This is a genomic window from Paenirhizobium cremeum, assembly GCF_047553425.1.
GTDB classification, from domain to species: Bacteria; Pseudomonadota; Alphaproteobacteria; order Rhizobiales; family Rhizobiaceae; genus Allorhizobium; species Allorhizobium cremeum.
The window spans coordinates 3,826,075-3,851,412 of the sequence record NZ_CP180217.1; the positions used below are offsets into that span (position 1 = coordinate 3,826,075).

The 25,338-nt window shown below is 61.5% G+C and carries 21 protein-coding genes; 4 read left to right on the plus strand and 17 right to left on the minus strand.

The genetic code is table 11. The annotated features are described in order from the left end of the window. Window positions 1–17: 17 nt before the first annotated feature. From addA to ACLBKR_RS18495, 11 genes are all read right to left on the minus strand, one after another. The gene (addA, locus tag ACLBKR_RS18445) at window positions 18–3,572 is read right to left on the minus strand and encodes a double-strand break repair helicase AddA (RefSeq protein ID WP_113447517.1); all 3,555 of its coding nucleotides are present in this window, start codon (window positions 3,570–3,572) and stop codon (window positions 18–20) included. After that, complete coding sequence (addB, locus tag ACLBKR_RS18450) at window positions 3,562–6,744, minus strand: double-strand break repair protein AddB (RefSeq protein WP_113447518.1); 3,183 nt, start codon at window positions 6,742–6,744, stop codon at window positions 3,562–3,564. The genes addA and addB overlap by 11 nt, the downstream gene beginning before the upstream one ends. Window positions 6,745–6,747: 3 nt before the next feature. Beyond that, window positions 6,748–7,479, minus strand: coding sequence for a nucleotidyltransferase family protein (locus tag ACLBKR_RS18455; RefSeq protein ID WP_113443196.1), 732 nt, complete (start codon window positions 7,477–7,479; stop codon window positions 6,748–6,750). A 9-nt stretch (window positions 7,480–7,488) separates the two neighbouring features. Continuing rightward, window positions 7,489–9,012 (minus strand): tRNA (adenosine(37)-N6)-threonylcarbamoyltransferase complex ATPase subunit type 1 TsaE, encoded by a 1,524-nt coding sequence (tsaE, locus tag ACLBKR_RS18460; protein ID WP_113486299.1) that lies wholly within the window; start codon window positions 9,010–9,012, stop codon window positions 7,489–7,491. Beyond that, the gene (locus ACLBKR_RS18465) at window positions 9,009–11,564 is read right to left on the minus strand and encodes an ATP-binding protein (RefSeq protein ID WP_414901826.1); all 2,556 of its coding nucleotides are present in this window, start codon (window positions 11,562–11,564) and stop codon (window positions 9,009–9,011) included. The genes tsaE and ACLBKR_RS18465 overlap by 4 nt, the downstream gene beginning before the upstream one ends. A gap of 238 nt (window positions 11,565–11,802) precedes the next feature. Continuing rightward, complete coding sequence (gene ahcY, locus ACLBKR_RS18470; protein WP_113447520.1) at window positions 11,803–13,203, minus strand: adenosylhomocysteinase; 1,401 nt, start codon at window positions 13,201–13,203, stop codon at window positions 11,803–11,805. 167 nt (window positions 13,204–13,370) lie between these two features. Continuing rightward, window positions 13,371–13,643, minus strand: coding sequence for an HPr family phosphocarrier protein (locus tag ACLBKR_RS18475; RefSeq protein WP_112830673.1), 273 nt, complete (start codon window positions 13,641–13,643; stop codon window positions 13,371–13,373). A gap of 21 nt (window positions 13,644–13,664) precedes the next feature. Beyond that, a complete protein-coding gene (locus ACLBKR_RS18480) occupies window positions 13,665–14,066 on the minus strand; it encodes a PTS sugar transporter subunit IIA (RefSeq protein WP_099055923.1) in 402 nt (133 codons plus the stop codon). Window positions 14,067–14,189: 123 nt separating this feature from the next. After that, window positions 14,190–14,657, minus strand: coding sequence for a hypothetical protein (locus ACLBKR_RS18485; protein WP_113447521.1), 468 nt, complete (start codon window positions 14,655–14,657; stop codon window positions 14,190–14,192). After that, window positions 14,654–16,435, minus strand: a complete 1,782-nt coding sequence (locus ACLBKR_RS18490) for a sensor histidine kinase (RefSeq protein WP_112830675.1) — start codon at window positions 16,433–16,435, stop codon at window positions 14,654–14,656. The genes ACLBKR_RS18485 and ACLBKR_RS18490 overlap by 4 nt, the downstream gene beginning before the upstream one ends. A gap of 72 nt (window positions 16,436–16,507) precedes the next feature. Beyond that, window positions 16,508–17,230: a response regulator transcription factor gene (locus ACLBKR_RS18495; protein ID WP_244713632.1), complete on the minus strand. Its 723-nt coding sequence runs from the start codon at window positions 17,228–17,230 to the stop codon at window positions 16,508–16,510. Window positions 17,231–17,573: 343 nt separating this feature from the next. On the opposite strand from ACLBKR_RS18495, the gene ACLBKR_RS18500 reads away from it, so the two are divergent. The 4 genes from ACLBKR_RS18500 to ACLBKR_RS18515 all read left to right on the plus strand — a co-directional run bounded on the left by ACLBKR_RS18500 (window position 17,574) and on the right by ACLBKR_RS18515 (window position 20,942). Continuing rightward, the gene (locus ACLBKR_RS18500) at window positions 17,574–19,184 is read left to right on the plus strand and encodes a phosphoenolpyruvate carboxykinase (RefSeq protein ID WP_113338025.1); all 1,611 of its coding nucleotides are present in this window, start codon (window positions 17,574–17,576) and stop codon (window positions 19,182–19,184) included. Window positions 19,185–19,279: 95 nt separating this feature from the next. After that, entirely contained in the window at window positions 19,280–19,714 is a 435-nt protein-coding gene (gene arfB, locus ACLBKR_RS18505; protein ID WP_112830677.1) for an alternative ribosome rescue aminoacyl-tRNA hydrolase ArfB, read from the plus strand. A gap of 90 nt (window positions 19,715–19,804) precedes the next feature. Continuing rightward, on the plus strand, window positions 19,805–20,278 hold the full coding sequence (gene lysM / locus ACLBKR_RS18510; protein ID WP_112830678.1) for a peptidoglycan-binding protein LysM: 474 nt from the start codon (window positions 19,805–19,807) through the stop codon (window positions 20,276–20,278). A gap of 37 nt (window positions 20,279–20,315) precedes the next feature. Continuing rightward, window positions 20,316–20,942, plus strand: a complete 627-nt coding sequence (locus ACLBKR_RS18515) for an alpha-ketoglutarate-dependent dioxygenase AlkB family protein (RefSeq protein WP_414899952.1) — start codon at window positions 20,316–20,318, stop codon at window positions 20,940–20,942. 35 nt (window positions 20,943–20,977) lie between these two features. Here the strand turns inward: ACLBKR_RS18515 and coaA are convergent, their stop codons facing one another. The 6 genes from coaA to hisB all read right to left on the minus strand — a co-directional run bounded on the left by coaA (window position 20,978) and on the right by hisB (window position 25,237). Next, a complete protein-coding gene (gene coaA, locus ACLBKR_RS18520; RefSeq protein ID WP_112830679.1) occupies window positions 20,978–21,973 on the minus strand; it encodes a type I pantothenate kinase in 996 nt (331 codons plus the stop codon). Continuing rightward, window positions 21,970–22,293 carry a phosphoribosyl-ATP diphosphatase gene (locus ACLBKR_RS18525; RefSeq protein WP_112830741.1) on the minus strand — a complete coding sequence of 108 codons (324 nt, stop codon included), beginning with the start codon at window positions 22,291–22,293 and terminating at the stop codon, window positions 21,970–21,972. Before ACLBKR_RS18525 ends, coaA begins: the two co-directional genes overlap by 4 nt. Window positions 22,294–22,309: 16 nt before the next feature. Then, the gene (gene hisF / locus ACLBKR_RS18530; protein ID WP_112830680.1) at window positions 22,310–23,098 is read right to left on the minus strand and encodes an imidazole glycerol phosphate synthase subunit HisF; all 789 of its coding nucleotides are present in this window, start codon (window positions 23,096–23,098) and stop codon (window positions 22,310–22,312) included. 14 nt (window positions 23,099–23,112) lie between these two features. Further along, window positions 23,113–23,847 (minus strand): 1-(5-phosphoribosyl)-5-[(5-phosphoribosylamino)methylideneamino]imidazole-4-carboxamide isomerase, encoded by a 735-nt coding sequence (gene hisA / locus ACLBKR_RS18535; protein WP_113338024.1) that lies wholly within the window; start codon window positions 23,845–23,847, stop codon window positions 23,113–23,115. A 31-nt stretch (window positions 23,848–23,878) separates the two neighbouring features. Beyond that, window positions 23,879–24,529 carry an imidazole glycerol phosphate synthase subunit HisH gene (hisH, locus tag ACLBKR_RS18540; RefSeq protein WP_113338023.1) on the minus strand — a complete coding sequence of 217 codons (651 nt, stop codon included), beginning with the start codon at window positions 24,527–24,529 and terminating at the stop codon, window positions 23,879–23,881. Window positions 24,530–24,628: 99 nt separating this feature from the next. Further along, window positions 24,629–25,237, minus strand: a complete 609-nt coding sequence (hisB, locus tag ACLBKR_RS18545) for an imidazoleglycerol-phosphate dehydratase HisB (RefSeq protein WP_113338022.1) — start codon at window positions 25,235–25,237, stop codon at window positions 24,629–24,631. Window positions 25,238–25,338 lie beyond the last annotated feature (101 nt).

A 25,338-nucleotide genomic window follows, 5' to 3' on the forward strand; every position in this document is an offset into this window, starting at 1 on the left:
TTTCAATATCTTGTATCTCACGATGTCTTGAGCTCGGCAAGCGATTGCGACAGCAGTGTGTCGGGAAGTGCGACGACGGAGCCGTTTTCCGTGTAGACGAGCAGGCATTCGAAATCCTTGCCGGGATAAAGCGGGCGCAGGATTTCCCGGTAAATCGCGAGCTGGGCGCGGTGCGACAGCGGAACCTGCGATATTGTGGCCGGCGGTGTCCGGTTGGTCTTGTAGTCCATGAGAACGACCCGGTTCCCGATGACCGCCATGCGGTCGATACGGCCGGAGACCGCGCGCTCCTCGCCGTTCAGAATAAAGGTGCCCATGACCGCGACTTCCGCTTCGCCGCGAGACGAATAGACCGGTTGCAGATCGGGATGGTCGAGAACCAAAAGGATCGTTTCGAGCAGGCGTTCGCGTTCCTTTTGCGGCCAGAAGCGGGCGGCCCTTTCCACATAGCGTCTGGCCGCCGCCAGCCGTTCCGTCTCGGCGATCGCCGGAAGCGCCTGCAGCATGCGGTGAACCAGGCGACCCTTCTGAAGCGCGATGCCGACGGATGCCTTTTCGCCAAACAACGGCGATGTCACCAGCGCATCGTCCGTTTCGTCGACGACGATCGATCCTGCCCCGGAGGGACTTAGAGGACGCGGCAGGCTCGTCTGAGGCGGGAGCGGACGGAGCAACGCTTCCGGCAGATCTTCTGTCGCCGCCTCCGCTTTCACCTCGGTCTCCTGCGGGAACGATGCTTCGCTGCCGGGCAGGCGCCAGGAGAGGCCTTGCCATTCACCGTCCGGACCGCTGAATGTCACCTCGCGGCAATGGGTTTCGTCGTTGCGCAGCGCACTCTCGATCATCCGGTGCCAGATATCGCCCGGGTCCTGCACGCCGCGATAGCCGCAAACGATCAGCCGGTCGGCGGCGCGCGTCATCGCCACATAGAGGAGACGCCGGTATTCTTCTTCCGCCAATTGCTTGCGGCGCTCGGTATCCGTTGCGACAAGCGAATTGCCGAGAGCCTTGACCGGCACCCAGACGGGCAGAGCCGGCAGGATCTCGTCGGTCTCGATCAGCCGGAACCTGGCCAAGTGACTGTGATTGAAAGCTTTCGATCCGCCGTCGACAAGGAACACCACCGGAGCTTCGAGGCCCTTGGAGGCATGCACGGTCATGATGCGGACTTCGTTGCGATCCTTGTCCTGCTCGCGCTTGACCTCGGGGGCTTCCATTTCGAGAGTCGAGACAAAGGCCTGAAGTCCCGGCAGGCCGGCAGTCTCGAAGGAGAGGGCGAAGGTCAAGAACTCGTCGAGAATGTCACTGACCTCGCTGCCAAGGCGGCCGAGATAGGCACGGCGTCCACCGTGGGGACCGAGCACGCGGGCATAGAAATCATGCACCGGCAGGCTGCGCGACAGCTGGAGGAATTCGCCGAGGCGTTTCACAGTCGCCTCCCATCGCGAACCCGGTTCCGCGCATTCCGCCAGCATATGCTCCCAGAGGCCCCGTCCTTCCGGACGATACGCGGCAAGTTGGAACAGTTCGTCCTCGCTGTGGTTGAGCAGGGGGCACTTGAGCAACGCCGCCAGCGAAAGATCGTCAGCCGGCAGCAGCAGGAAGCGTCCGAGCGCCAGGAGATCCTGAACGGCGATATGGGAGGTGAGCTTCAGCCGGTCGGCACCGGCGACGGGGATGTTGTCGAGCCGCTTCAGCGCCCGGGTCAGCGCATTGACGAAGCTGTCACGCTTGCGCACCAGGACGAGGATATCGCCGGCGCGGATCGGCCGTTCCCTGCCTTTTTCAATGATGGTCTGTCGGCCGATCATCTGGCCGATGGCAAAGGCGATCCGGCGGGCCAGTATGGCGGATGGCGCGCTCTCCGGCGTTGCGTCGAAAGGCGCGGTCCAGTCCTCGCTTTTTTCATTGGCCTCGGCGACGATCATCGACCAGAGATCGACGGCGCCGGGATGGCCGCTGCGGCTCGACATATGCACGACGGGATCGCCGGCGGCGCTCAGCCCCCTGATATTGTCCTCGACCGAGAAGACCTGATCGACCGCGGAGAGCACTGTTGAGGTGGAGCGGAAGGATAGCGGCAGCCTGACGGAACTGAACAATTGCCCGCCCCGGTCGACTTCGCGTGCGACCTGGTTCGCTTCCTGGGAGAAACGCTCCGGTCTGGCGCCCTGGAAGGAGTAGATCGACTGTTTCTCGTCACCCACCGCAAAGAAGGTCCGCAGGACGTCCCGAGCGCCGCTGCCGGTAAAGAAGTCCCCGCACAGCGAACGGATGACCGACCATTGCAGCGGACTGGTGTCCTGCGCCTCGTCCACGAGGATATGGTCGATACCCTGGTCGAGCTTGTAATGCACCCAGGGGCCTGCGTCGCTTCGGATGAGGAGTTCGGCCGTCCGTGCGATCAGATCCTCGAAGTCGAGTTGACTGCGCTTCTTCTTGAGATCCTCGTAGTCGGCATCGAACCGCAATGCCAGCGTCAACGCCGCTTTCGTCGCCATATACATGCGGAAGATGCGCAGCCGGTCGCGGCAGGCGAGCACGTGCTCGCGCGCGGCGATCACCGCATCCTTCAGCTCCGGTGCCACCTTGCTCATAGCGGTCGCGATCAGCGAACTGTCGGCTTTCTTTGTTTCGGATGCGGTCAGGAAAGCCGAATCGAGGATGCTGGCGCGTTCAAGCGGATCGTCGGTCTGGCGGGCTACTGAAAGCGCATCGGCAACGGCCTTGACCTTTTCGCCGCCCTTTTCTTCGGCAAGACGGATGTAGAGCGCCAACATCCCGCCGTGCAGCCCGGCCAGCGGCCAGTATTCGCCTGCAAGCGAGATTTCGGAGGCATCGTCGGAGAGGCCGAAACCACGCCTGAGTGTTGCGTCAATGCCGCCGAAAGGCTCCGAGGCGCGTGAGAACTGGCGGATGGTATGGCGGTTAGCGACGACTTCGCCGAGTAATGTTTCCAGTCCGCTTTCGTCCGAAATGGAAAGGACATCGGCAAAGGCTGCGGCAAGATCGGCATCCTCCTCCGAAGATGTCGCGGTGAGAAGCAGGCGCTTCGCCTCGGCGAGAACCGCGACGGATGCCCGGTCGTCCAGAACGTTGAAATGACCGGCGACATTGGCTTCCAGCGGAAACTGGTGCAGCAGAGCTTCGCAAAAGGCGTGGATCGTCTGGATCTTCAGTCCGCCCGGCGTCTCCAGCGCCTTGGCGAACAGCCGGCGTGCATCCGCAAGCTTCTGGCGGTCCGGCCGTCGCCGTTCGATCTCATAGATGCGCTCGGAGAGCGCCTCATCCGAAAGCGTCGCCCAGTCGGAGAGCCGCGCGAAGACGCGGTTCGACATTTCCGATGCCGCCGCCTTGGTATAGGTCAGGCAGAGGATGGAAGAGGGACGTGCGCCACCGAGCAGCAGTCGGATGACGCGCTGGGTCAGCACATGGGTCTTGCCGGAACCGGCATTGGCCGACACCCAGGCGGAGCGTCGCGGATCGGAGGCAAGCGACTGCTGCAGCGTCGTCCAGTCGAGCCATGTATCGGGATCGGCACTCGTTGGCAGTGCAGGCGTATCACTCGTCATTGCCAGCCTCCTCACGGTCGGCGGTCGACCATTCGGCGACGCGGGCCAGATGATCGTATTCGCCGCCGAAATCGTTCTGCTGCGCCGGGATGAGCCGTGAAACGAAGCCGCGCTCACCCGCCTGCAGAGCTGCAACGAAACGGCCGAGTTCGGCGACCGATTGTGCCGCAAGATCGAGCGCGGATTTCTTGTTATCACCGCGTCCGGCGAGTTCGTTGTTCACCTGATCGGTCTGGAAACGATCGCCCGGTCGCAGTCGGACATAGATGAGGTTTTCGGGACGAAGCCGGCCGGCGTCGCGGAATGCCCCCTCCGTCAGGGCCGCGGCCTCCAGCGCGAGCTGCGGATCGAGCAGACTGCGCGCCTGCGCCACGCTCGGGCCAAGCCCCGTCTTGTAGTCGATGATATCGGCATGACCGCCGCCCTTGATGTCGATCCGGTCGGCCACACCGGTCAGGCGAATGCCGACGGGTGCCAGATCGACACCGCCGCGAGCCTCGGTCAGCGTCTGGCGGATCTCCGGCCGGCGCCTTCCCTCCCAGCGGAGGAAAGCATCGCCGACGGCTCGAAACCGCTGCCGCCAGACGATGTCGATATGGGTGGGAAGCCCTTGCTCGTCGAACAGCCGGTCAGTGATTGCGCGCATCGCGGCGGCACCGGCGGGGGTCAGGGGATCATGGCCTTCGCTGACGAAGCGCTCGATGATCTTGTGATAAAGCGTGCCGCGCTCGGCAGCACCCGGATCCTGATTGAACGGATCGACGGGATCGAGCCGGAGAATGCGGCGGGCATAAATGGAATAGGGGTCGCGACGGAAGCGCCCGACCTCGCTGAACGAATAGCTGCGTGGCTGAAGCTCTGCCGGCGGTTTCGGCGCCGGCCGTTGGGCCAGCGATTGGCTTTCGCCCTTATCGAGCAGTTCGACATAGTGGCGATAGATATCGCCGCGTGCCTTTAGCCGGCTTTCGAAATCGCCGCCGCCAAGCGCGAGCAGCCGTTGCAACCAGCGGGAGGCAACCGTCGGAGCCGAACCCTGGCGAAGGGCGCGGGAGAAGATCAGTTGGCGTGTGCCGCAGGCCATCTCGAAATCGTGGGCGAGCTGGCCGATGCGCTTTTCCGGCGGTTCCAGCCCGATCTCCGTCTTCATCATTCGGGAGAGGAAGGGGTTGTTGGTGGTCTGTCCGGGCCACGAACCTTCGTTCAGGCCACCGATGACGACGGTATCGACATTCTGCAGTCGGGCTTCCAGCGTGCCGAAGATGAAGACGCGCGGGTGACGCATTGCCTTCGGTTTGACTGCGACGCCGGTCATCAGCGCTGCCATGATATCAATCCACTGGGGGCCGTCGGCCTCGATCTGGCCGTCAGCGCTCATGATTTCCGCAAGCAGGTCCGCGAGCCTTTCGCCGGCCTCGTCTGACCAGAGGAGCGAGAGATCGCCCTTGTCGTCGGCGCAGACCGCTTCCAGCGTCCGTCCGGTTCGCTCGGCCCATTGGCCGACGGGCAGCCTGTCGGACAGGCGCCGTTCACCAGCTTTTGCCACGAGGGCCGAGACGAGCGGCTCGGCGGCCGCGGAAATGCGCGATGCGAGCTGGCCTGCGGCCTCGATTGTTTCACGGGAAACCCCGAGCCGCCATTGGGGCGGATGACGGTCGGTCGTCTGTTCTTCGCGACGTCGTTCGAAGAGAGCCAACAGCGTCGCGAGATCGACGGGCTGCACGCCGCCACGCAGCGCGATCACCTCCAGCGCATCGGCTGCCGAGCGGTAGGTATCAGCATCGAAGCCGAATCGAACGAGCGGATGTTTGAGCAGCGAGACGATCGCCACGGGATCGCCCGGCCGCAGCGCCGCTTCGAGCAGGAGTTGGACCAGCATGCCCTGCGGCGTCGCGGTGAAGGGCGTGCCGGCCGAATCGTCGGCGATGATGCCGAAGCGTGCCAACTCAGCCGTCACGCGGCGCGCCAGCGTCCGATCCGGTGTAATCAGCGCTACCCGGCTTTCGCCGCCCTCGCGCTGCTTTTCGAGACCGAGTCTGAGCGCAATGGCGATGGCTGTCGCTTCCTCGCGTTCGTTCGCCGCCTCGATCAGGCCGACATCGGCAAAGGCGGCTTCCATCCGCGCGGCGCCGAAATCGTCACGCCAGATCTTCCATCCGTCCGTCGCCCCCGCGGGCGCCATGGCGCGTGACAGGATCTCGGCACGATCCGCGAGATCCGAGGACGCCTCTGCAAGCGTTTCGACATCCCGCCGTTCGACGCGCATGCGCCGCAAGAGATGAAAGAGACCGTATTGCGGATGGCCGCGCGAGGCGGGATCGGAAATACGCTCGGCTTCGAGCCCGATCCGCGTCCAGTCCTCGTCCGGCATGCTCATATCGAGCCCGGGCAGCACCACCGTTCCTTCCGGTCGTGCCGCGATGGCAGCGATAAGGTCGGCAGCGGCGGGGATGGAGCCGGTGGAACCCGCAACGATGACGGGATCGCTGGAGGTTGAGCGGGCGAGCCTCTCGGCCTCGCCACGCAGGACGGCATCACGGTGGCGCGCCGGCGAGGAGCGGGTCAACTCCTCCAGACGCGCAGGCCAGAAGGTGGTGGCAATAGCGAGGAATTCGGCGGTAAGTTGCCACCACGTCGCGAAATTCGACGTGTCGAGTGTCTTGAGTGATGCCCAGTCGCAACCTTCCGTTTCCGCGGCATCGATCAGTTCCGTCAGCGCCCGGGCGAGCCATATGGCGTCTGCCGGGCTTGCCGGCGCGACCAGGGGCGTGTCGGAATGAATGCTGCGGACCACGTTCGGCAACTGGTTGCGCCAGGCAAGGATAAGGCGCGCCAGTTCGAGCAGCATGACCGTACCGCTGACCGGTGGGGCAAGGTCGAGCAGGAAAGGCGTTTCTTCCTCAAAGAAACCGCTGTCGTCATCGGTTTCGCCAAGCGGCCTTATCATCGGCAGAATGGCCGAGCGACCGCCAAGCAGATCCACGAATTCCGAGCGCAGCACACGGGCGGCCCGCCGGGTCGGAACGAGAATGGTCACCTTAGCCAGCGAAAGCGGGTCCTGCGGATCGTATCGGTATCCGGATGCAAGCCGGCCGTCGAGTAGCGTGGCTGCAAGCACCTTCAGAAATGGCAACCCCGCCGGTATCGTCAGGACACGCGGTTGATGGGTCGGCATCCCTTATGCCTCGCCCGAGAAGCGCCGAATGACCGCCTCGGCTTCTTCGAGCGCCTCGGGTGTACCGACGGTCATCCAGTGCCCCGCCATTTCGAGACCGGTAAGACGCCCTGTTGCGATGGCCCGGTCGAAGTAGATGTTGAGGTTGAAGGCGTCATCAGGTGCATCGTCGAGAAGCGAGGGCTCCATCGCGATCGCGCCCGCATAGACCACCGGCCGGGGAAGCCCTTCCGCATAGCGGACAAGGCGGCCGTCATTGCCGAGCGAGAAATCCTTCTTGCCGTTGTGTCCCGTTGTGTTCTCCAGGGGGACGCAGAGAAGCGCCATGTCCATGCTTTCAGGGTCGAAGAAGCGCGCGAGGCGGCGGAGGTTGGAAGCCTCGCCCGCCTGGTCAGCGAGCCAGAAAAGATCGGCATTCATAACATAGACAGGGGAGCGATCGAGAAGTTTCAGCCCCTTGGCAAGCCCGCCGCCCGAATTCATCAGCCGGTCGCGCTCGTCGGAAATCACGATCTCGAGCTTCTTGTAACGCGACAGGTGCTCGACCATCCGGTCGGCGAGATAATGCACGTTGACCACCGCTCGTTCCACGCCGGCATCGGCAAGCGTATCGAGGACATAATCGATCATCGGCCTGCCGCCGACGGGCACCAGCGGCTTCGGGATCGTGTTCGTGATCGGCCGCAGCCGGGCTCCGAGCCCCGCTGCAAGCACCATCGCCTGGGTGATTTTCATGGCAAGTCGCTACGCTGATTCGGCCGAGCCGATTCCAACCCGGGCACACCAGTCGCGCAAGGGGGCAAGTGCATCATGTTCGAAAGCGACGGACAGATGCCACAGGGTTCTCGGCATATGCTTCATGTAGCCTGGCTTGCCGTCGCGCTGAAGCAGGCGGATCCAGAGGCCGTTCAGCTTGCAGGCTCGCTGCGCCGACATGATTGCCCAGCTCTTGAGGAAATTCGCTTCATCGAAGGCGGGGTTCTTTCTGCGCAGGGAAAGATAGTCTTCCATCAGTTGGTCGACCAGCGGCCGTTTGACGGTAACGCGCGCATCCTGCACGATAGAAACGAGATCGTAGGCCGTTGGACCGATCATGGCGTCTTGAAAGTCGAGAAGACCAATCCGGTCGCTTCCCTCTCTGTCGCCGCGCCAGATGATGTTCGGCGAATGGAAGTCCCTGAGAACAAGCGATCTTTCGGCGTCCGACAGCGCGTCGATCAGCCCGTCCCAAATGGACAGATATTCCGCCCGTTCTTCCGTGGTGGCGGGCTTGCCCCCGCGCTTCCAGGGAAGGTGCCAGTCGATAAGAAGTTCCGCTTCCATCTTCATGGCAGTGCGGTCGTAGTCGGGAATACGGTGTATCAGCCCGCCATTGAACGTGATCTCGCGCGGGAAGGACGTCTCATGCAGGGCGGCGAGGCATTCGACGCTCGCCCGGTAACGGTCCGCAATCGGAACGCCGTTGTCGTCGAGAACGGTTTCGGGACCGAAATCCTCGATCAGCAGGATGCCGTTTTCGCAATCGCTCTCATAGATCTCGGGCGCGGCGAAACCCTTGTCCCGCAAGGCACCGGCGATGGCGACGAAGGGATAAACGTCTTCCGCCAGATGCACGATCTGCGAATAGGGCTTGCCGTCACGGATCGGCGGGCCGTCCGGTTGGCGGGGCGAATCCATCAGGATCTTTCGCGGCCCTTCGGAAGGGTAGATGTATTCATAGGCGCGGGTGGAGGCATCGCCCGTCAGATGGCGCCGCCGGGCGCCAGCCAGGCCATGAGTGTTGAGGAAGCCCCTGATCTGGAGGACACGTGAGATTCTTGAGAGTTTGCCAGTTTCGGCCTCGATGACGACCTGTCGTCCACCACTGGCTTCAAAAGCAAAGCGGATGTCGATCCGGCGGGCGGGCAGGGCGGCGCCCGCCTTCTCCGGCCATTCCACCAGGCAGACGCCATCCTTCAGCGCATCCTCGAAGCCGAGTTCGTCCAGTTCGCCCGGATCGCCGAGCCGGTAGAGATCGAAATGCGCGACCGGAAGACGCAGATCGTAATTCTGCACCAGCGTGAATGTCGGGCTCGGAACTTCGAGTTCGCTGTCATCCGCCATGGCCCTGAGCAGGGCGCGGCAAAGCGTCGACTTGCCGGCGCCAAGGTCGCCCCACAACGCGACACAATCGCCAGGCTTGAGGGCAAGCGCGAGATCCTCGCCAAGTTGCTGGGTGGCTGCTTCGGAACGGAGGAAGAGGGAAATGCTGGTCTGGCTATGGGTCATTCTGCGGCAACGGATTGGGGCATGACGGCTGTCGGGATGCGGCACGATACAGTCGTACCGCCCCCCGGGGCGCTGTCAATGGAGACCTTGCCGTTGTGGAGGTTGACGAAGCTCTCCACGATGGAGAGACCGAGGCCCGCGCCGCTGCGTCTGCCGCCCTTGCCGTTCGTCGAGAAGCGGTCGAAGACGGTCGCGAGCATGTCCGGTGTCATGCCGCAACCATTGTCATGAACGGTGAAGACGAAATCGCCATCTTCCCGCCAGCACTTCATTTCCACGGCCGATCCCTCCGGTGCGAAATTGACGGCGTTGGTCACGATCTTGATGAGGATCTGTTTCAGCCGCTGCTGGTCCGCCACGATATGGCCGAGCTGGGCCGATGCCGCGATCTCCAGTGTGACATTGCCTTCCTGCAGGCGGTCGGTCATCTGCATCGACACGTCGTCGAGCAGATCGTTGAGATCGATGTCGGAATAGTCGAGACGCATGATACCTGCATCCACCGTCGCCAGGTCGAGAATGTCGTTGACGATGGTGAGCAGAACGGAGGAAGACGTCGATATGTGGTCGATATACTCGGCCTGCCGTTCGTTGAGAGGCCCGATGGCCGGCGTTTTCAGCAGGTCCGTGAAGCCGATGATGTTGGTCAGCGGCGACCGCAGTTCATAGGAAACGTGCTGCACAAAGTCGTTTTTCAACTCGTCCGCCTTGCGCAGCGCCTCGTTCTTTTCCTTCAGAGCCCGTTCGGCTCGGACGCTGTCGGTCATATTGACGAAGGTCAGCATGGTCTGGGCGTTCGGAAGCGGCGTCACCGCGTAATCGAGCACAAGGCCGGAATAGAGTTCCAGTGTGCCCTGGCTGGAGGGGCGTTCGTCCTCGAAGCTGGTGATGATCTTGCTGAAGGCTTTCCAGCCGTCGGGCTTGTCATAGGACGGTGCACAGGCCGTCTCGATGGCGCGGATGTGGGTGCCATGACGCGCTTCGGCCTCGGTGATGCCCCAGAGCGCGCGGAATGCCGGATTGGAAAGCTGGATGCGCCCATCGGGGCCGAACACCGCAACGCCTTCGGAAAGATGATCGATGGTCTCGCCCTGCACTCGCAGCAGCGTATTGTAGCGCGTTTCGAGATCGACCTGTTCGGTGAGGTTTTCGAAGACCCAGGTGGCGCCGCCCTGCGGATGCGCAGAAGCGATCACGCGAAGCGTCTGGCCATTCGGCAGGTGCCAGAGTTCCGTCTGCGTGTCGAGCGAACGGTAGACGGCAAGCGTGTTTTCCTTCCACGCCTTCCAACTCAGCTGTTCCGGCAGCTTGTGGGCCGAACGCAGCCTGTCGAGCAGTTCCGCATGGTCGGGTCGGGCCTCGAGGAATGCGTGATCAAGCTCCCAGAGCTGCACAAAGGCCTGGTTGAAGAATTGCAGCCGCCGTTCGCCGTCGAAAATGGCAACGGGTGTCGCCAGATGATCCAGCGTTTCGGCATGGCTCTTCAGCGTACGCTGCAGTTCCTCGCGAAGCGCCTCCTTCTGGGAGACATCGATCGCCATGCCGCAGGAACCCGCGGGACCGCGCACGTCGACCACGTCGTAGAAGGTCCGGTTGCCTCGGACGGCAGTCGAAACGGTATCGTGGAAAGGGGATTCCGGCGTAACGCTCGCCTTGATCTTCTCGCGGGTCAGGCTGCTCAGGACCTCACGGTTTTCACGGATGGCCTGATCGGGAGAGGCTGCCTCGACCGCTTCGCTATAGGCATGATTGACCCAAAGCAGCCGACCATCGGCATCCCTTTGCCAGACGGGCTGCTCGATGGCGTCGAGCAGCGCCTCGAAGGTGGCGATGGATGTCTTCAGGCGGTTGCGTTCGATCTTGAGTTCGGCAAGCTCGGCCCGCAGGTTGTTGAGCGCCACGAAATGGGCGAAGGCGCGCCCGCCGGAAAGCCGGCCCTGCACCTCCAGTACTTCTCCGCGCTGGGTCTCTACGATGAGGTCGAAGCTGTGCGCGTCGAAACGAAGCTTCTCGATCGCCTTTTCAAGTTCGCCGGCCGATGCTGGCTTGAGCCAGCGGCCGAATGCGAGAAAATCGCCATCGGTCTGCGGCGCGCCGGTTTCGACCGGTAGCTGGCCGAGGAATTCCGGTCGGTTCTGTCCGTCCCAGATGACGATCCGGCGATTCTTGTCGGCGATCAGCGCCTGATACCGGGAAATCTGCTGATTGGCATCCGATAAGGCGGAACGCATCTCGGCGCCTTCGTTTTCGAGACGCGCGCGTTGGCGGATCAGCCAGACGGCCGAAACAAGCGCAGCGGAAAGGATGCCGATGACGAGGGAATAGCCGAAGGTCTCCACGGAGGTGAAGAGACGCTCCACGGGTGCCGCTACCGCCTGCGCCCGCGCAAAGCCCGGGACCACCAGTCCTGTCAGCGCCGTCGCTCCCATGCAGACCGACCAGATCTGCAGGAGCTGGTATCGCCTGCGCCCGTGCGATGCCTTGCGGATGCCTGCTCCTGCATGAGCCTGCTCCACCGCCTGTCCGAAGCCGTTCCGGCCAAGGCGCGTCATCGTTTCCCGCATATACGGGTCGCTATCATTTACCGACATATTCGGTCTGTCTCCGTCCTATGTGCCGCATTGTCGACAAGACATCCCATCTCGCGTCGCGCCGTCCGGCCGCGTCACGAATCAAGTTCTAAAACAATACTGCCTAAGGGAATCGTCGGGAAGGCCGGAGGGCAAAAAAGAGGCCGCGCCTTTTGTCAAGGACGCGGCCACTATATCTTGTGGAAAGATTGTCGGCTAATTAATAGCGATAGTGTTCGGCCTTGAACGGACCGGTCTTTTCGACGCCGATATAGCTTGCCTGTTCTTCCGATAGCTCGGTCAGTTTCACGCCGAGTTTTTCGAGATGCAGGCGGGCAACCTTCTCGTCGAGATGCTTCGGCAGGATATAGACGTCGTTTTTGTATTCACCCGGCTTGGTGAACAGTTCGATCTGGGCAAGCACCTGGTTGGTGAACGAAGCCGACATCACGAAGGACGGATGGCCCGTGGCATTGCCGAGATTGAGCAGGCGGCCTTCCGACAGGAGGATCATGCGGTTGCCCTTCGGGAACTCGATCATGTCGACCTGCGGCTTCACATTGGTCCACTTCAGATTGCGCAGTGCGGCAACCTGGATCTCGTTGTCGAAATGGCCGATGTTGCCGACGATTGCCATGTCCTTCATCTCGCGCATGTGCTCGATACGGATGACATCGCGGTTGCCGGTCGTGGTGATGAAGATGTCAGCCGAGGAGACGACGTCTTCCAGCGTCACGACTTCGAAGCCGTCCATGGCAGCCTGCAGCGCGCAGATCGGATCGATCTCGGTGACCTTCACGCGGGCGCCGGCGCCGCGCAGCGACGCGGCCGAACCCTTGCCGACATCGCCATAGCCGCAGACCACAGCGACCTTGCCGGCCATCATGACATCAGTGCCGCGACGGATGCCATCGACCAGCGATTCCTTGCAGCCATACTTGTTGTCGAACTTCGACTTGGTGACGGAATCGTTGACGTTGATCGCCGGGAAGGGAAGGAGGCCCTTCTTGCCCAGTTCATAGAGACGATGGACACCGGTGGTGGTTTCCTCCGTCACGCCGCGGATCGCTTCACGCTGCTTGGTGAACCAGCCCGGAGAAGCCTCGAGGCGCTTCTTGATCTGGGCGAACAGGATTTCTTCCTCTTCCGAGCCCGGATTGGACAGCACGTTCTCGCCGGCCTCGGCGCGAGCGCCGAGCAGGATATACATGGTGGCATCGCCGCCATCGTCGAGGATCATATTGCTGAAACCGCCGTCGCTCCACTGGAAGATCTGGTCGGTGTAGCGCCAGTAGTCTTCAAGCGACTCACCCTTGATGGCGAAGACCGGAATGCCGGCGGCGGCGATCGCCGCTGCGGCGTGATCCTGGGTCGAGAAGATATTGCAGGAAGCCCAGCGGACGTCGGCGCCGAGCGCGACCAGGGTTTCGATCAGGACCGCAGTCTGGATCGTCATGTGCAGCGAACCGCTGATGCGGGCGCCTTTGAGAGGCTTGGTTTGGCCGAACTCGGAACGGCACGCCATCAGGCCGGGCATTTCGGTCTCGGCGATATTGATTTCCTTGCGCCCGAAATCGGCGAGGCCGATGTCGGCGACGACGTAGTCCTTATGTGTGTTCATGAATCTCTCCGGCTGAAGCGAGGTCTGTTCAGTCTTTCGACGGACGCACAGGTCCGTATACGCCCGATCTTCCGGATCGGGCCTCCAGCAGAGCATCTAGCAGGGATTGGCGCCTGAGGCAACTAGACATAAAGAAGTCTTTATATCTTTATATGCCAACGGCAGTCCTAGGCTTCCTCGCCGAACTTGTCGCCGACAAGCTGCGAAAGGGCGTCAAGTACGATCTCGGCCTGGGCGCCCGTGGCGGTGACGAGAATGCTGCAGCCAGGGCTCGCCGCGAGCATCATCAGCCCCATGATCGAGGTTCCGCCGACAGTCGTCCCGTCCTTGGTGACGTGAACGGTCGCATCGTAGCCGCTGACCGTCTGCACGAACTTGGCGGAGGCACGGGCATGCAGGCCGCGCTTGTTGGTAATCAGCATTTCACGGGAGAGGGACATGGCGCGTTGCTCTCCGGCCGGTTACTTGCCGCTCAGGACGCGGCTGGCGACATTGATGTACTTGCGGCCCGCTTCCGAGGCATCGACCAGCGCTTTTTCCATGTCGTTGTCGCCTCGGACGCCTGCAAGCTTGATGAGCATGGGCAGGTTGACCCCCGCAATCACCTCGATGCGTCCGCTGTTCATTACGGAAATGGCGAGGTTGGAGGGTGTGCCGCCGAACATGTCGGTCAGGATGATGACGCCGTGCCCGTCATCGGCGCGCATCACTGCGTCGAGAATATCCTGCCGACGCTGGTCCATGTCGTCCTCGGGACCGATCGACACCGTTTCGATGAATTTCTGGGGGCCAACCACATGTTCCACTGCGTGATGAAACTCTTCAGCCAGCTTGCCATGAGTGACAAGCACTAGTCCGATCATACTTTTACTGCCCCCTTGCCTGCGCAAACAGCCGGCCAGATACCCTAACGTTCAAGCCGCGTCCATCGGTGGGACGCCATCTTGGCGATGAAAAACGGAAGTTCAAGCGCAAACTGCGATGCCTCATGTTGGGCGGGTGGCGACTTCAGTCGCGATCAGGGCCTTTATAAAGGCAAATGGCATGCGAGCGCCAGTGGGCACGCGCAGGGCCGGCAGCGTTATTTCCGGCGCAAGTGTTGCGATTTCGAACTCCGGCGGCAGTCTTGCGCCGTTTTCGGCGGGCAGGATGGCATAATGCAGCACCGCGTGCGGCAGGCTTTCGACCCGTGCGATGCCGGCATACCGAAGCTCGATGAGGCCCCTGATCGGCTCCGGCCGGCGGGCAAGCACGTGAGGGCCATGGCGGGAGACAAAGACCTGGTCATCGGAAATCAGCGCTGCGAAATCGCCTGCGAGGCGGGCTTCCGCCATGCAGTCGAAGGCGAGGGCCGATTTGCCTGCACCGGATGGTCCAAGAAAGATGAGGCCGGTCGTCCCCACGACGATGGCCGTGCCGTGAACATTGCTCTCGGCGGGCCCTGCGGTATTCATGGGGTGTTTTCCGCGGGCAGGGACAGGATGAAGCGGGCGCCCAGCATGCCGCCGCTCTCTGGATCGGCGATGTTTTCGGCCCGAAGCGTGCCGCCATGCGCTTCTGCGATCTGACGGCTGATCGACAGACCGAGGCCCGAATTCTGTCCGAAGCCCTCGCGTTCCGGTCGGTCGGTATAAAAGCGCTCGAAGATGCGATCGATGTTTTCCGCCTGGATGCCGGGACCGTTGTCCTCCACCTGGATCAGGCAGCGTCCCCGTGTGCGCGACAGCCGCACCGTGATCTTTCCGCCGACGTCCGGAACGAAGGATCGGGCGTTCTCGATCAGGTTGGTGATGATCTGGCCGAGCCGCAGGTCGTGGCCGTTGACCATGAAACGCTGCCGGGCGCCGGGCTTCTGGTCGATGACGTAATCGATCTCGACCGGTTTCTTGGTACTGCGGATTTGACGCGAAACGTCGACAAGACTTGCGAGCAGCACCTCGAGGTCGACGGGCTTTGCATCGCTGCGCGCGAGTTCGGCGTCGAGCCGCGACGCATCCGAAATATCGCTGATCAGCCGGTCGAGACGGCGCACATCGTGCTGGATGACGTCCATCAGCCGCTGTCGGGAATTGTCGTTCTTGGCAAGCGGTAGTGTTTCGACGGCGCTTCTAAGCGAGGTGAGCGGGTTTTTCAGTTCATGGCTGACGTCTGCGGCGAAGCTCTCGATCGCATCGATCCGGTCGTAGAGCGCAGTGGTCATCTCGCGCAGGGCGACGGAAAGGTTGCCGATTTCGTCCTGGCGGGCGGAGAAATCCGGGATTTCCTCCCGTTCCTTGGCTCCGCGGCGCACGCGAATGGCCGCTGCCGAAAGCCGCCGGAGCGGATTGGCGATGGTGGAGGACAAAAGTAGCGACAATACGATATTGACGAGCGTCGCGACGCCGAAAACCCGAAGAATTGCGAGGCGTTCGGCATGCACGATCTTGTCGATGTCCCCGGCCTGGGTGGAGAGCAGCAGGACACCGAGCACGGCTCGCGACCGCTGCACCGGAACGGCGACGGAAACGATCAGTTCGCCGCCCTCGGTGACGCGTACGACGGCGCCGCGCACGCCGGTCAGTGCATTCATCACCTCCGGATAGATGGAGCCATCTCCGCCCGGCGCTTCCTTGTAGACCGGCAGATTGCTCGGCTGTAGCATCGAGTTGAAGACGCGAGCGGCCCAGTCGGTCAGACCGGAGCTTTCCCCGTCCACGGGCGGCAGGTCGAACCGCAGCACCTGTCCGCGGGAATAAAGGTGCCTCGAATCGAGCAGCAGATTGGCGTCTGCATCGAAGAGCCGCGCCCGCGTGCGGGTCGGTGAGATCAGGCGTCGCAGCACCGGCGCGACACGCTCCGGATTGATCGGAAAATCGAGATCTTCGTCGCTCGGCACCGGCGTGATGCTTTGCCCCGCCTGCAGTTCCAGGAGCTTCTGCGGATCGATGGTGATCGAGTTGGTGTCGACGGAGGCCGAGGCGGAAATCGCTCCGGCGATGATTTCGCCCTGTGTAAGCAGGCTTTCGACACGGGCATCGATCAGTCCCTCGCGGAACTGATTGAGGTACATGATACCGCCAACCAGCACGATGATCGCCGCGAGATTGAAGAAGACGATCCGCCGCGTCAGGCTGGAAAACAGTGCGTGACCGAAGATGCGCCGGATGATCGTGAACGGATGGACCAGGAAGCGACGTGGTTCGGTCAGGCTTTCCAGTTCATCGAGATTTCCGTCGGCAACTTGCTTGGCCAAGTCTCACCCTTTCGCGCCGGGAGGTCCATTCCCCGCATCGTCTTTCATGCGGGGACAAGGGACCGGCGCATATCACGCTGCTTCGCGGAAGCGGTATCCTACGCCGTAGAGCGTTTCAATCATGTCGAAGTCGACATCGACCATCTTGAACTTCTTGCGAAGCCGCTTGATGTGGCTGTCGATGGTGCGATCGTCGACATAGACCTGTTCGTCATAGGCGGCATCCATCAGAGCATCGCGGCTCTTGACCACGCCGGGGCGCTGCGCGAGCGACTGCAGGATCAGGAATTCGGTGACGGTGAGGGTGACGGGATCGCCCTTCCAGGTGCAGGTATGGCGTTCCTGATCCATCACGAGCTGGCCGCGTTCCAGCGTCCGGGCCTGCACTTCCGCGCCGGCCTTGGCCGGGCCGCCGGCGGCAAGGCTTTCGCGGCTTGCGGCGCGGCGAAGGATCGCCTTGACGCGTTCGACCAGCAGGCGCTGCGAGAACGGCTTGGTGATGAAATCGTCGGCGCCCATCTTCAAGCCGAACAATTCGTCGATTTCCTCGTCCTTGGAGGTCAGGAAGATCACCGGCAGATCGGACTTCTGGCGGAGGCGCCGTAGAAGTTCCATGCCGTCCATGCGGGGCATCTTGATGTCGAAGATGGCGAGATGCGGAGGCCGCGCCAGAAGTCCGTCGAGCGCCGAGGCACCATCGGTATAGGTCTCGACTTTATATCCTTCCGCCTCGAGCGCGATGGACACCGAAGTGAGGATGTTGCGGTCGTCGTCTACGAGGGCGATCGTCTGCATGTTGTTTGTCTCCGTCATCATGAAGCGCGGCTCCTGGTATCAATCCCAGCCCAGGCGGTGGCGGTAATCAGGATGCGCTTAATGGGGATAAAGGTGGAACAAATTGTGGCAAAGATAAAGGGCGTCCGTGTCGCAGATACCCGCCACTTGCGTCAGAGGACGCCGGATTGTCGTTTCCAACCCCCCAAAACAAACCGATTTAAAAATGAAGATTTCCATTTAAATCGATTAATTATTTGAAATTATTGATATATTTCCAGCTTCCATCTTGCGTTTTCGCATTTCGAACACTAGGTTCCCCGCCATTCGAACCCAGTAGCCCCATAGTAAAGGAAGCGTGCTCATGGAGGAAATCGGTGTAAACAATCCCCTCATCGGGGTGGCGGCGATCGGATTGGGTGATGCTTCGCGCGTCTATTACAATCTGCTTGAGCGCACCCTTTATGAGGAGGCGATTCGCCGCAATGAAGCCGAACTCACCGCAGACGGTGCGCTTTGCGCCGTGACCGGCCAACACACCGGCCGTTCGGCAAAGGACAAGTTCATCGTCCGCGACGACAACACCGATGGCGTGATCTGGTGGGACAACAACAAGCCGATGTCTCCCGAACATTTCGGTATCCTGCACAAGGACATGCTGGCCCATGCAGCCGGCAAGGAGCTGTTCGTGCAGGATCTGATCGGCGGCGCCGATGTTGAAAATGCACTGCCGACACGCGTCGTCACCGAGCTTGCCTGGCACTCGCTGTTCATCCGCAACCTGCTGATCCGCCCCGAGCGGTCCGCTCTGGCAAGCTTCCAGCCGAAGCTGACGATCATCAATCTGCCGAGCTTCCGGGCCGATCCGGCTCGTCATGGCTGCCGCACTGAAACCGTCATCGCCTGCGACTTCACCAACGGAGTCGTGCTGATCGGCGGCACCTCCTATGCCGGCGAAATGAAGAAGTCGGTCTTCACCGCCCTCAATTATCTGCTGCCGCCGAAGGGCGTCATGCCGATGCACTGCTCGGCAAACGTCGGCCCCGCCGGCGATGCCGCTGTCTTCTTCGGCCTGTCCGGCACCGGCAAGACCACGCTGTCGGCCGATCCGAGCCGCACGCTGATCGGTGACGATGAGCACGGCTGGGGCGAAGACGGCATCTTCAACTTCGAAGGCGGCTGCTACGCCAAGACCATTCGCCTGTCGGCCGAAGCCGAGCCGGAAATCTACGCGACCACCAAGCGCTTCGGCACGGTTCTCGAAAACGTCGTCCTCGATGAAAACGGCATTCCGGACTTCAACGATGCCTCGCGCACGGAAAACACCCGTTGCGCCTATCCGCTGCATTTCATTCCGAACGCATCGGAAACCGGCATCGCAGGTCATCCGAAGACGATCATCATGCTGACGGCTGACGCATTCGGCGTTCTTCCGCCGATCGCCCGTCTGACGCCGGAACAGGCCATGTACCACTTCCTCTCCGGCTACACCGCCAAGGTCGCCGGCACGGAAAAGGGCGTGACCGAGCCGGAAGCGACCTTCTCCACCTGCTTCGGTGCTCCGTTCATGCCGCGTCATCCGGCTGAATACGGCAACTTGCTCCGTGACCTCATCGCCAAGCACAATGTCGATTGCTGGCTGGTCAATACCGGCTGGACCGGCGGCGCCTATGGTATCGGTCATCGCATGCCGATCAAGGCCACTCGCGCCCTGCTCACCAGCGCGCTGAACGGCGAGTTGAAGAAGATCGAGACGCGTGTCGATCCCAACTTCGGTTTCGCAGTGCCGGTTGCAGTCGAAGGCGTCGACACCAAGATCCTCGACCCGCGCTCGACCTGGGCCGATGCCGACGAATATGACGCACAGGCGAAGAAACTGGTGGCGATGTTCATCACCAACTTCGCAAAGTTCGAAGACCATGTGGACCACAAGGTTCGTGCGGCCGCTCCGAGCGCCAATATCGCTGCCGAATAATCAGGAGCGAACGACATTCGAAACCCGGCGGTTCTACCGCCGGGTTTTTGTTTTTGGCGGCATCGATTATGACAAGGGTCGAACGGAGACCGACCATGGCCAGCGACGCGCTCTATATCAACAACCGCATAACCATCGCCGGATGGGAATTGACGGAGCAGTTCGTGCTCGCCGGTGGACCGGGTGGGCAGAACGTCAATAAGGTCTCGACCGCGGTGCAGTTGTTCTTCAACATCTCCGGATCGCCGTCGCTCACCGACCGGGTCAAGGAGAATGCGTTGAAGCTTGCCGGGCGTCGTGCCTCCAAGGAAGGGGTGCTGATGATCGAGGCAAACCGTTTCCGCAGCCAGGAACGAAACCGGGAAGATGCGCGCGAGCGGTTGAAGGAACTGATCCTCGAAGCGGCTGCGCCCCCCCCACCGGCCCGCAAGAAGACCAGACCGACGAAGGGATCGGTCGAGCGGCGCCTGAAGGAAAAATCCGGCCGGTCCGAGGTCAAGAAGATGCGGGGACGCCCCGACGGTGAATGACAGGCCTGACATGTTTTAGATAATTGCTTGTGTTTTGATGCCCCGTGGTTTCATCTTGCAACTGCACAGGGATATGAGGAGGAGGAACCCATGGGTCTTTTCAGCTTTATCAAGAATGCGGGCAAGAAGCTCGGTCTCGGCGGCGACGACGAAACGCCGGATGCCGAAGCGGTGAAGAAGGAGCTTGCCTCGCACGATCTCGGAACCGAAAAGGTCGAGGTTGAGGTAGTGGACGACAAGGTGGTCCTGAAGGGCGTGGTCAAGGATCAGTCGGTGTTCGAAAAGGCCGTGGTCGCCGTCGGCAACACGCTCGGAATCTCCAAGGTCGAAGCCGGCGATCTGAAGATCGCGGAAACACCTGCGGCCGCGCCCGCTCCGGCAAAGGAGCCGGTCTTCTACACGGTGAAGAAGGGTGACAATCTCTGGAAGATTGCCGAGGCACATTACGGCAAGGGCAAGGGTGCCAAGAACACCGTGATCTTCGAAGCCAACAAGCCGATGTTAACGCACCCGGACAAGATTTATCCCGGCCAAGTTCTGCGCATTCCGGAACTCGTCGATTGATGTCGAGGGCGGCGGCGGAAGACCGCTGGTAGACGAAATGGCGGAAAGAAAGAAGCGCAGCCTGCCGGAAGGGCTGCGCCACCACCCTGACTTCATCGAGCGGGCCGAGCAGGAAAGGCTGGTCGAAACCATTCGCAACATCGTTGCGGAAGCACCGCTTTTCGTCCCGGCCATGCCCGGCACCGGCAAGCCGATGTCGGTCAGGATGACCAATTGCGGGCCGCTCGGCTGGGTGACGGACAAGGAGCGTGGTTACCGGTATCAACCGGTTCATCCTGTGACCGGCCGGCCATGGCCACCGATACCGGAGATGCTCCTCGATATCTGGAGGCGGGTGTCGGGCTATGGGGGGGAACCCGAGGCCTGCCTGGTCAATTATTACGACGATACGGCCCGCATGGGCCTGCATCAGGATCGCGATGAGAGGGAATTTGCGGCACCGGTCATCTCGATTTCTCTCGGCAACAGCTGCCTGTTTCGGGTGGGCGGTATCAATCGCACCGACCCCACCATGTCGCTGAAACTCTCAAGCGGCGATGTCTTCGTGATCGGAGGCGAGGGACGCCTTTGTTTCCACGGGGTTGACCGCATCTATCCGTCGACGTCGACGCTTCTAAAAAACGGTGGCCGTATCAACCTGACGCTCAGGCGAGTCAATCCATGACGTTCGGTGCCGGTCGATAGCCGGCGATACATCGCCTACAATTTACGAAGCGCGACCTTTTCGACGAGGTGATTGTCACCCTTTCGCAGGATGAGATCGGCGCGCGGGCGGGTCGGCAGAATGTTTTCCCTGAGGTTCTTCAGGTTGATATTCTGCCACAGGCCTTCGGCGACTTTCAGCGCCTCTTCCTCGCTGATGGCGGCATAGCGGTTGAAATAGGAGTTCGGGTCGCGGAATGCCGTTTGCCGGAGTTTCATGAAGCGGTCGACATACCAGCGATGGATCAGGTTCTCGTCGGCGTCGATGTAGATCGAAAAGTCGAAGAAATCGGAAACGATCGGCACGATCTTGCCGTCTGCGGGAAGATCGCGGGATTGCAGAACGTTGATACCTTCGAAGATCAGAATGTCCGGCCGGTCGATGATCTTGAATTCATTCGGCAGCACGTCATAGGTCAGGTGCGAATAACTGGGCGCCTTGACATTTGGCAGGCCGGCCTTGATCGCGGAAAGGAAGCGCAGCAGCGCCCCGATATCGTAGCTCTCCGGGAAGCCCTTGCGGTTCAACATGTTGTGACGGACCAGGTGGGCATTCGGATAGAGGAAACCGTCCGTCGTGACGAGGTCCACCTTCGGGCTGGAGGGCCACCGGGCCAGAAGCTCCTTCAGAACACGGGCAGTGGTCGATTTGCCGACGGCGACAGAACCGGCGATGCCGATCACGAAAGGCGTTTTCGCGACATCGGACATGCTGAGAAAGCGGTTGCGTTGTTCGAAAAGCAGCTGCGAGGATTCCACATGAGCGGACAGGAGACGCGAGAGCGACAGATAGATGCGTCGAACCTCGTCGAGATCGATCGGGTCGTCGATCGAGCGCAGCCGCTGGACCTCGTCAGCCGTCAGCGTCAGCGGGGTATCGGCGCGAAACCGGGCCCATTCCTCCGAATCGAAGAAGAGATAGGGCGAATAACCATTCGCCTCAAAATGATCGAGCGTTTCTGGCGTTTCGGATTCCCGGGGCGCTGTTGTCATGGATCCTGCCGGCTGGCCTTCTCGCTGAGGCCTGTCTGGGCGGTACGCCGTTGAAGCTCCTGCATGACTGCTTCTAGCGGGATATCGGCAATTTTCAATACGACCATAAGATGATAAAGCAGGTCGGCGCTTTCGTAGACGAGGTTTTCCCGGTCGTCCTTGATGGCGGCAATCACCGTTTCGACGGCCTCTTCACCGAGCTTCTTGGCCGCCTTCTGCTGTCCGCCGGCAACCAGTTTCGCCGTCCAGGATTCATCGGGGCGAGCCGTTGCACGCCTCGCGACGATGCTTTCGAGATCGGTCAGGGTAAACTCGGTCATGGTCTTGCGCATCCTGTCAGTCGAGCCGCATGGGAATGCCATGCTGCGCCATGTATTGCTTGGCCTCGGCGATCGAATAGGTGCCGAAGTGGAAGATGGAGGCGGCGAGCACCGCCGTGGCATGCCCCTCCCGGATGCCCGCCACGAGGTCGTCGAGCGTGCCGACGCCGCCTGATGCGATGACCGGGACGCGTACGGCATCCGCAATGGTCCGCGTCAGTTCGAGATCGTAGCCCGATTTTGTGCCGTCTCGGTCCATCGAGGTGACAAGCAGTTCACCGGCGCCGCGTTCGACCACCTGTTTCGCGAATTCGACGGCGTCGATGCCGGTCGGATTTCGGCCGCCATGGGTGTAGATTTCCCAGGCGCTCATATTGTCGCCGCCGGCGGCCTGTGTACGCCGCCGCTTGGCGTCGATCGAGATGACGATGCACTGGTCGCCGAACTTGTCGGCGGCTTCGGCAACGAAATCCGGGTTTTTCACCGCGGCGGAATTGATCGCCACCTTGTCGGCGCCGCAGAGCAGCAGCTTGCGGATATCGGCGATGCTGCGCACGCCTCCGCCGACGGTGAGCGGCATGAAGCAATGCTCGGCCGTGCGTGTGACGACATCGAAGATCGTGTCGCGTTCGTCAGAAGACGCGGTAATGTCGAGGAAACAGAGTTCGTCGGCGCCGGCGGCGTCATAGGCCTTGGCCGCTTCGACAGGATCGCCGGCATCGATCAGGTCGACGAAGTTCACGCCCTTGACGACGCGACCGTCCTTGACGTCCAGGCAGGGAATAACGCGGGCTTTCAGCGTCATCGGTGGTTCCTCGTTCAGGATCTTGCAGCGCGGATCAGCGCCAGCGCTTCCGCCGGATCGATCCGGCCATCATAAAGTGCGCGGCCGGAAATCGCACCTTCGAGTTTTCGGGCATCCGGTTCCAGCATGCGGCGGATATCGTCGAGCGATGCAAGCCCGCCAGAGGCGATCACCGGGATCGAGACGGCATCGGCAAGGGCCAGCGTCGAGGTCCAGTTGATGCCGGCGAGAATGCCGTCGCGGTCGATATCCGTGTAGATGATCGCCGCAACGCCAGCGCCTTCAAACTTTTTCGCAAGCTCGATCACGCCGAGTTCGGACGCTTCCGCCCAACCTTCGACGGCGACCTTGCCACCCTTGGCGTCGATACCGACGGCGATCTTGCCGGGAAAGAGCTTGCAGGCCTCGATGACAAGTGCGGGATCGCGCACCGCCACCGTGCCGAGGATAACGCGGGAAAGTCCGCGCGAAAGCCAGTTTTCGATATGCTCAAGCGTGCGGATGCCGCCTCCGAGTTGGACCGGGTTCTTCGTCGCCTTGAGGATCGCGTCGACGGCGCCGCCATTGACGCTTTCGCCGGCGAAGGCGCCGTTCAGGTCGACCACATGCAGCCATTCGAAGCCCTGGTCCTCGAAGGCTTTCGCCTGTGCGACGGGGTCGGCGTTGTAGACGGTAGCCTGCTCCATGTCGCCGAGCTTGAGGCGCACGCACTGGCCGTCTTTCAGATCGATTGCGGGAAAGAGGATCATGCGGATTGTCCGATAGAAGATGGAATGAAAATCACGGAGCCCAGGCGAGGAAGTTCGCAATGAGCTTCAGGCCGAGCTTCTGGCTCTTTTCCGGATGGAACTGGGCGCCCGCCATGTTGTCGCGGCCGACGAAAGCCGTCATCGGGCCGCCGTAATCCGTGGTGGCGATGACGTCGTCGGGGTTTTCCGTAGCGAGATGATAGGAATGCACGAAATAGGCGTGCAGGCCATCGGGGCCCGTCTCGATGCCGTCGAACAACGGATGCGGACGCTTGAGCGTCAGCGTGTTCCATCCGATCTGCGGGATCTTCAGTGTCGGATCGTTCGGCGTCATCTCGACGACATCGCCCTTGATCCAGCCAAAGCCCTGCGTGACGGTCTTTTCCAGTCCGCGCGACGACATCAGCTGCATGCCGACGCAGATGCCGAGGAAAGGCCGCGCTTTCTTCTCGACTGCGTCGACAAGCGCCTCGTGCATGCCCGGGACGGCGTCGAGACCGTTGCGACAATCGGCATAAGCGCCAACACCTGGAAGTACGATGCGGTCGGCAGAGGCCACCCGCTCCGCCTTGTTCGTCAGGTCGATTTCAGCGTCGATGCCGCTTTCCCGGGCTGCGCGCTCGAACGCCTTCGTCGCGGAACGCAGATTTCCCGAACCATAATCGATGATCGCAACGCGCATCGTCGAATGTCCTTTCTATTAGAGCTTCAAGGCTTGCGATCACCGTGATTGTCGCTTCCGCGCATCCGGTGACCGGCCACCCGCTCCAGTCGTTTGCTGTCAGACCAGCGTGCCCTTGGTGGAGGGAACGCGGCTCGCCTGCCGGGGATCGATTTCGACTGCGGTTCGCATCGCCCGCGCCACGGCCTTGAAGCAGGTCTCCGCTATATGGTGATTGTTGGCGCCATAATGGTTGAGCACATGCAGTGTGATGCCGGCATTCTGCGCCAGCGCCTGGAAGAATTCGCGAACGAGTTCGGTGTCGAAGGTGCCGATCTTCGGCGCGCTGAACGATACGTTCCAGACGAGAAAGGGCCGGCCCGAAACGTCGATGGCGGCCTTGGTCATCGTCTCGTCCATGGCAAGGTCGATCGATGCATAGCGGGTGATGCCACGCCGCTCGCCCAGCGCTTTTGAAATCGCCTGTCCGATCGCGATGCCGGTATCTTCGACTGTATGGTGGTCGTCGATATGCAGGTCGCCCTTCACCTCGATGTCCATGTCGATGAGCGAATGTCGGGAAAGCTGGTCGAGCATATGATCGAAGAAGCCGACGCCCGTGGAAATCCTTGCCTTTCCGGTGCCGTCCAGATTGACGGAAACGGAAACGGAGGTTTCGTTGGTCTTGCGGGAAATGCTTCCCGAGCGAGGGGTCGCTGCTTCGCCCATAAAGGTCTGCTCCATGCTGAGGACCGGGAACCCGGTCCCTGATGAGCGCTCCTTATCAGGCGCGGCGGGAAATATCCAGCAAAAGCAGGCATTGGTGGCAT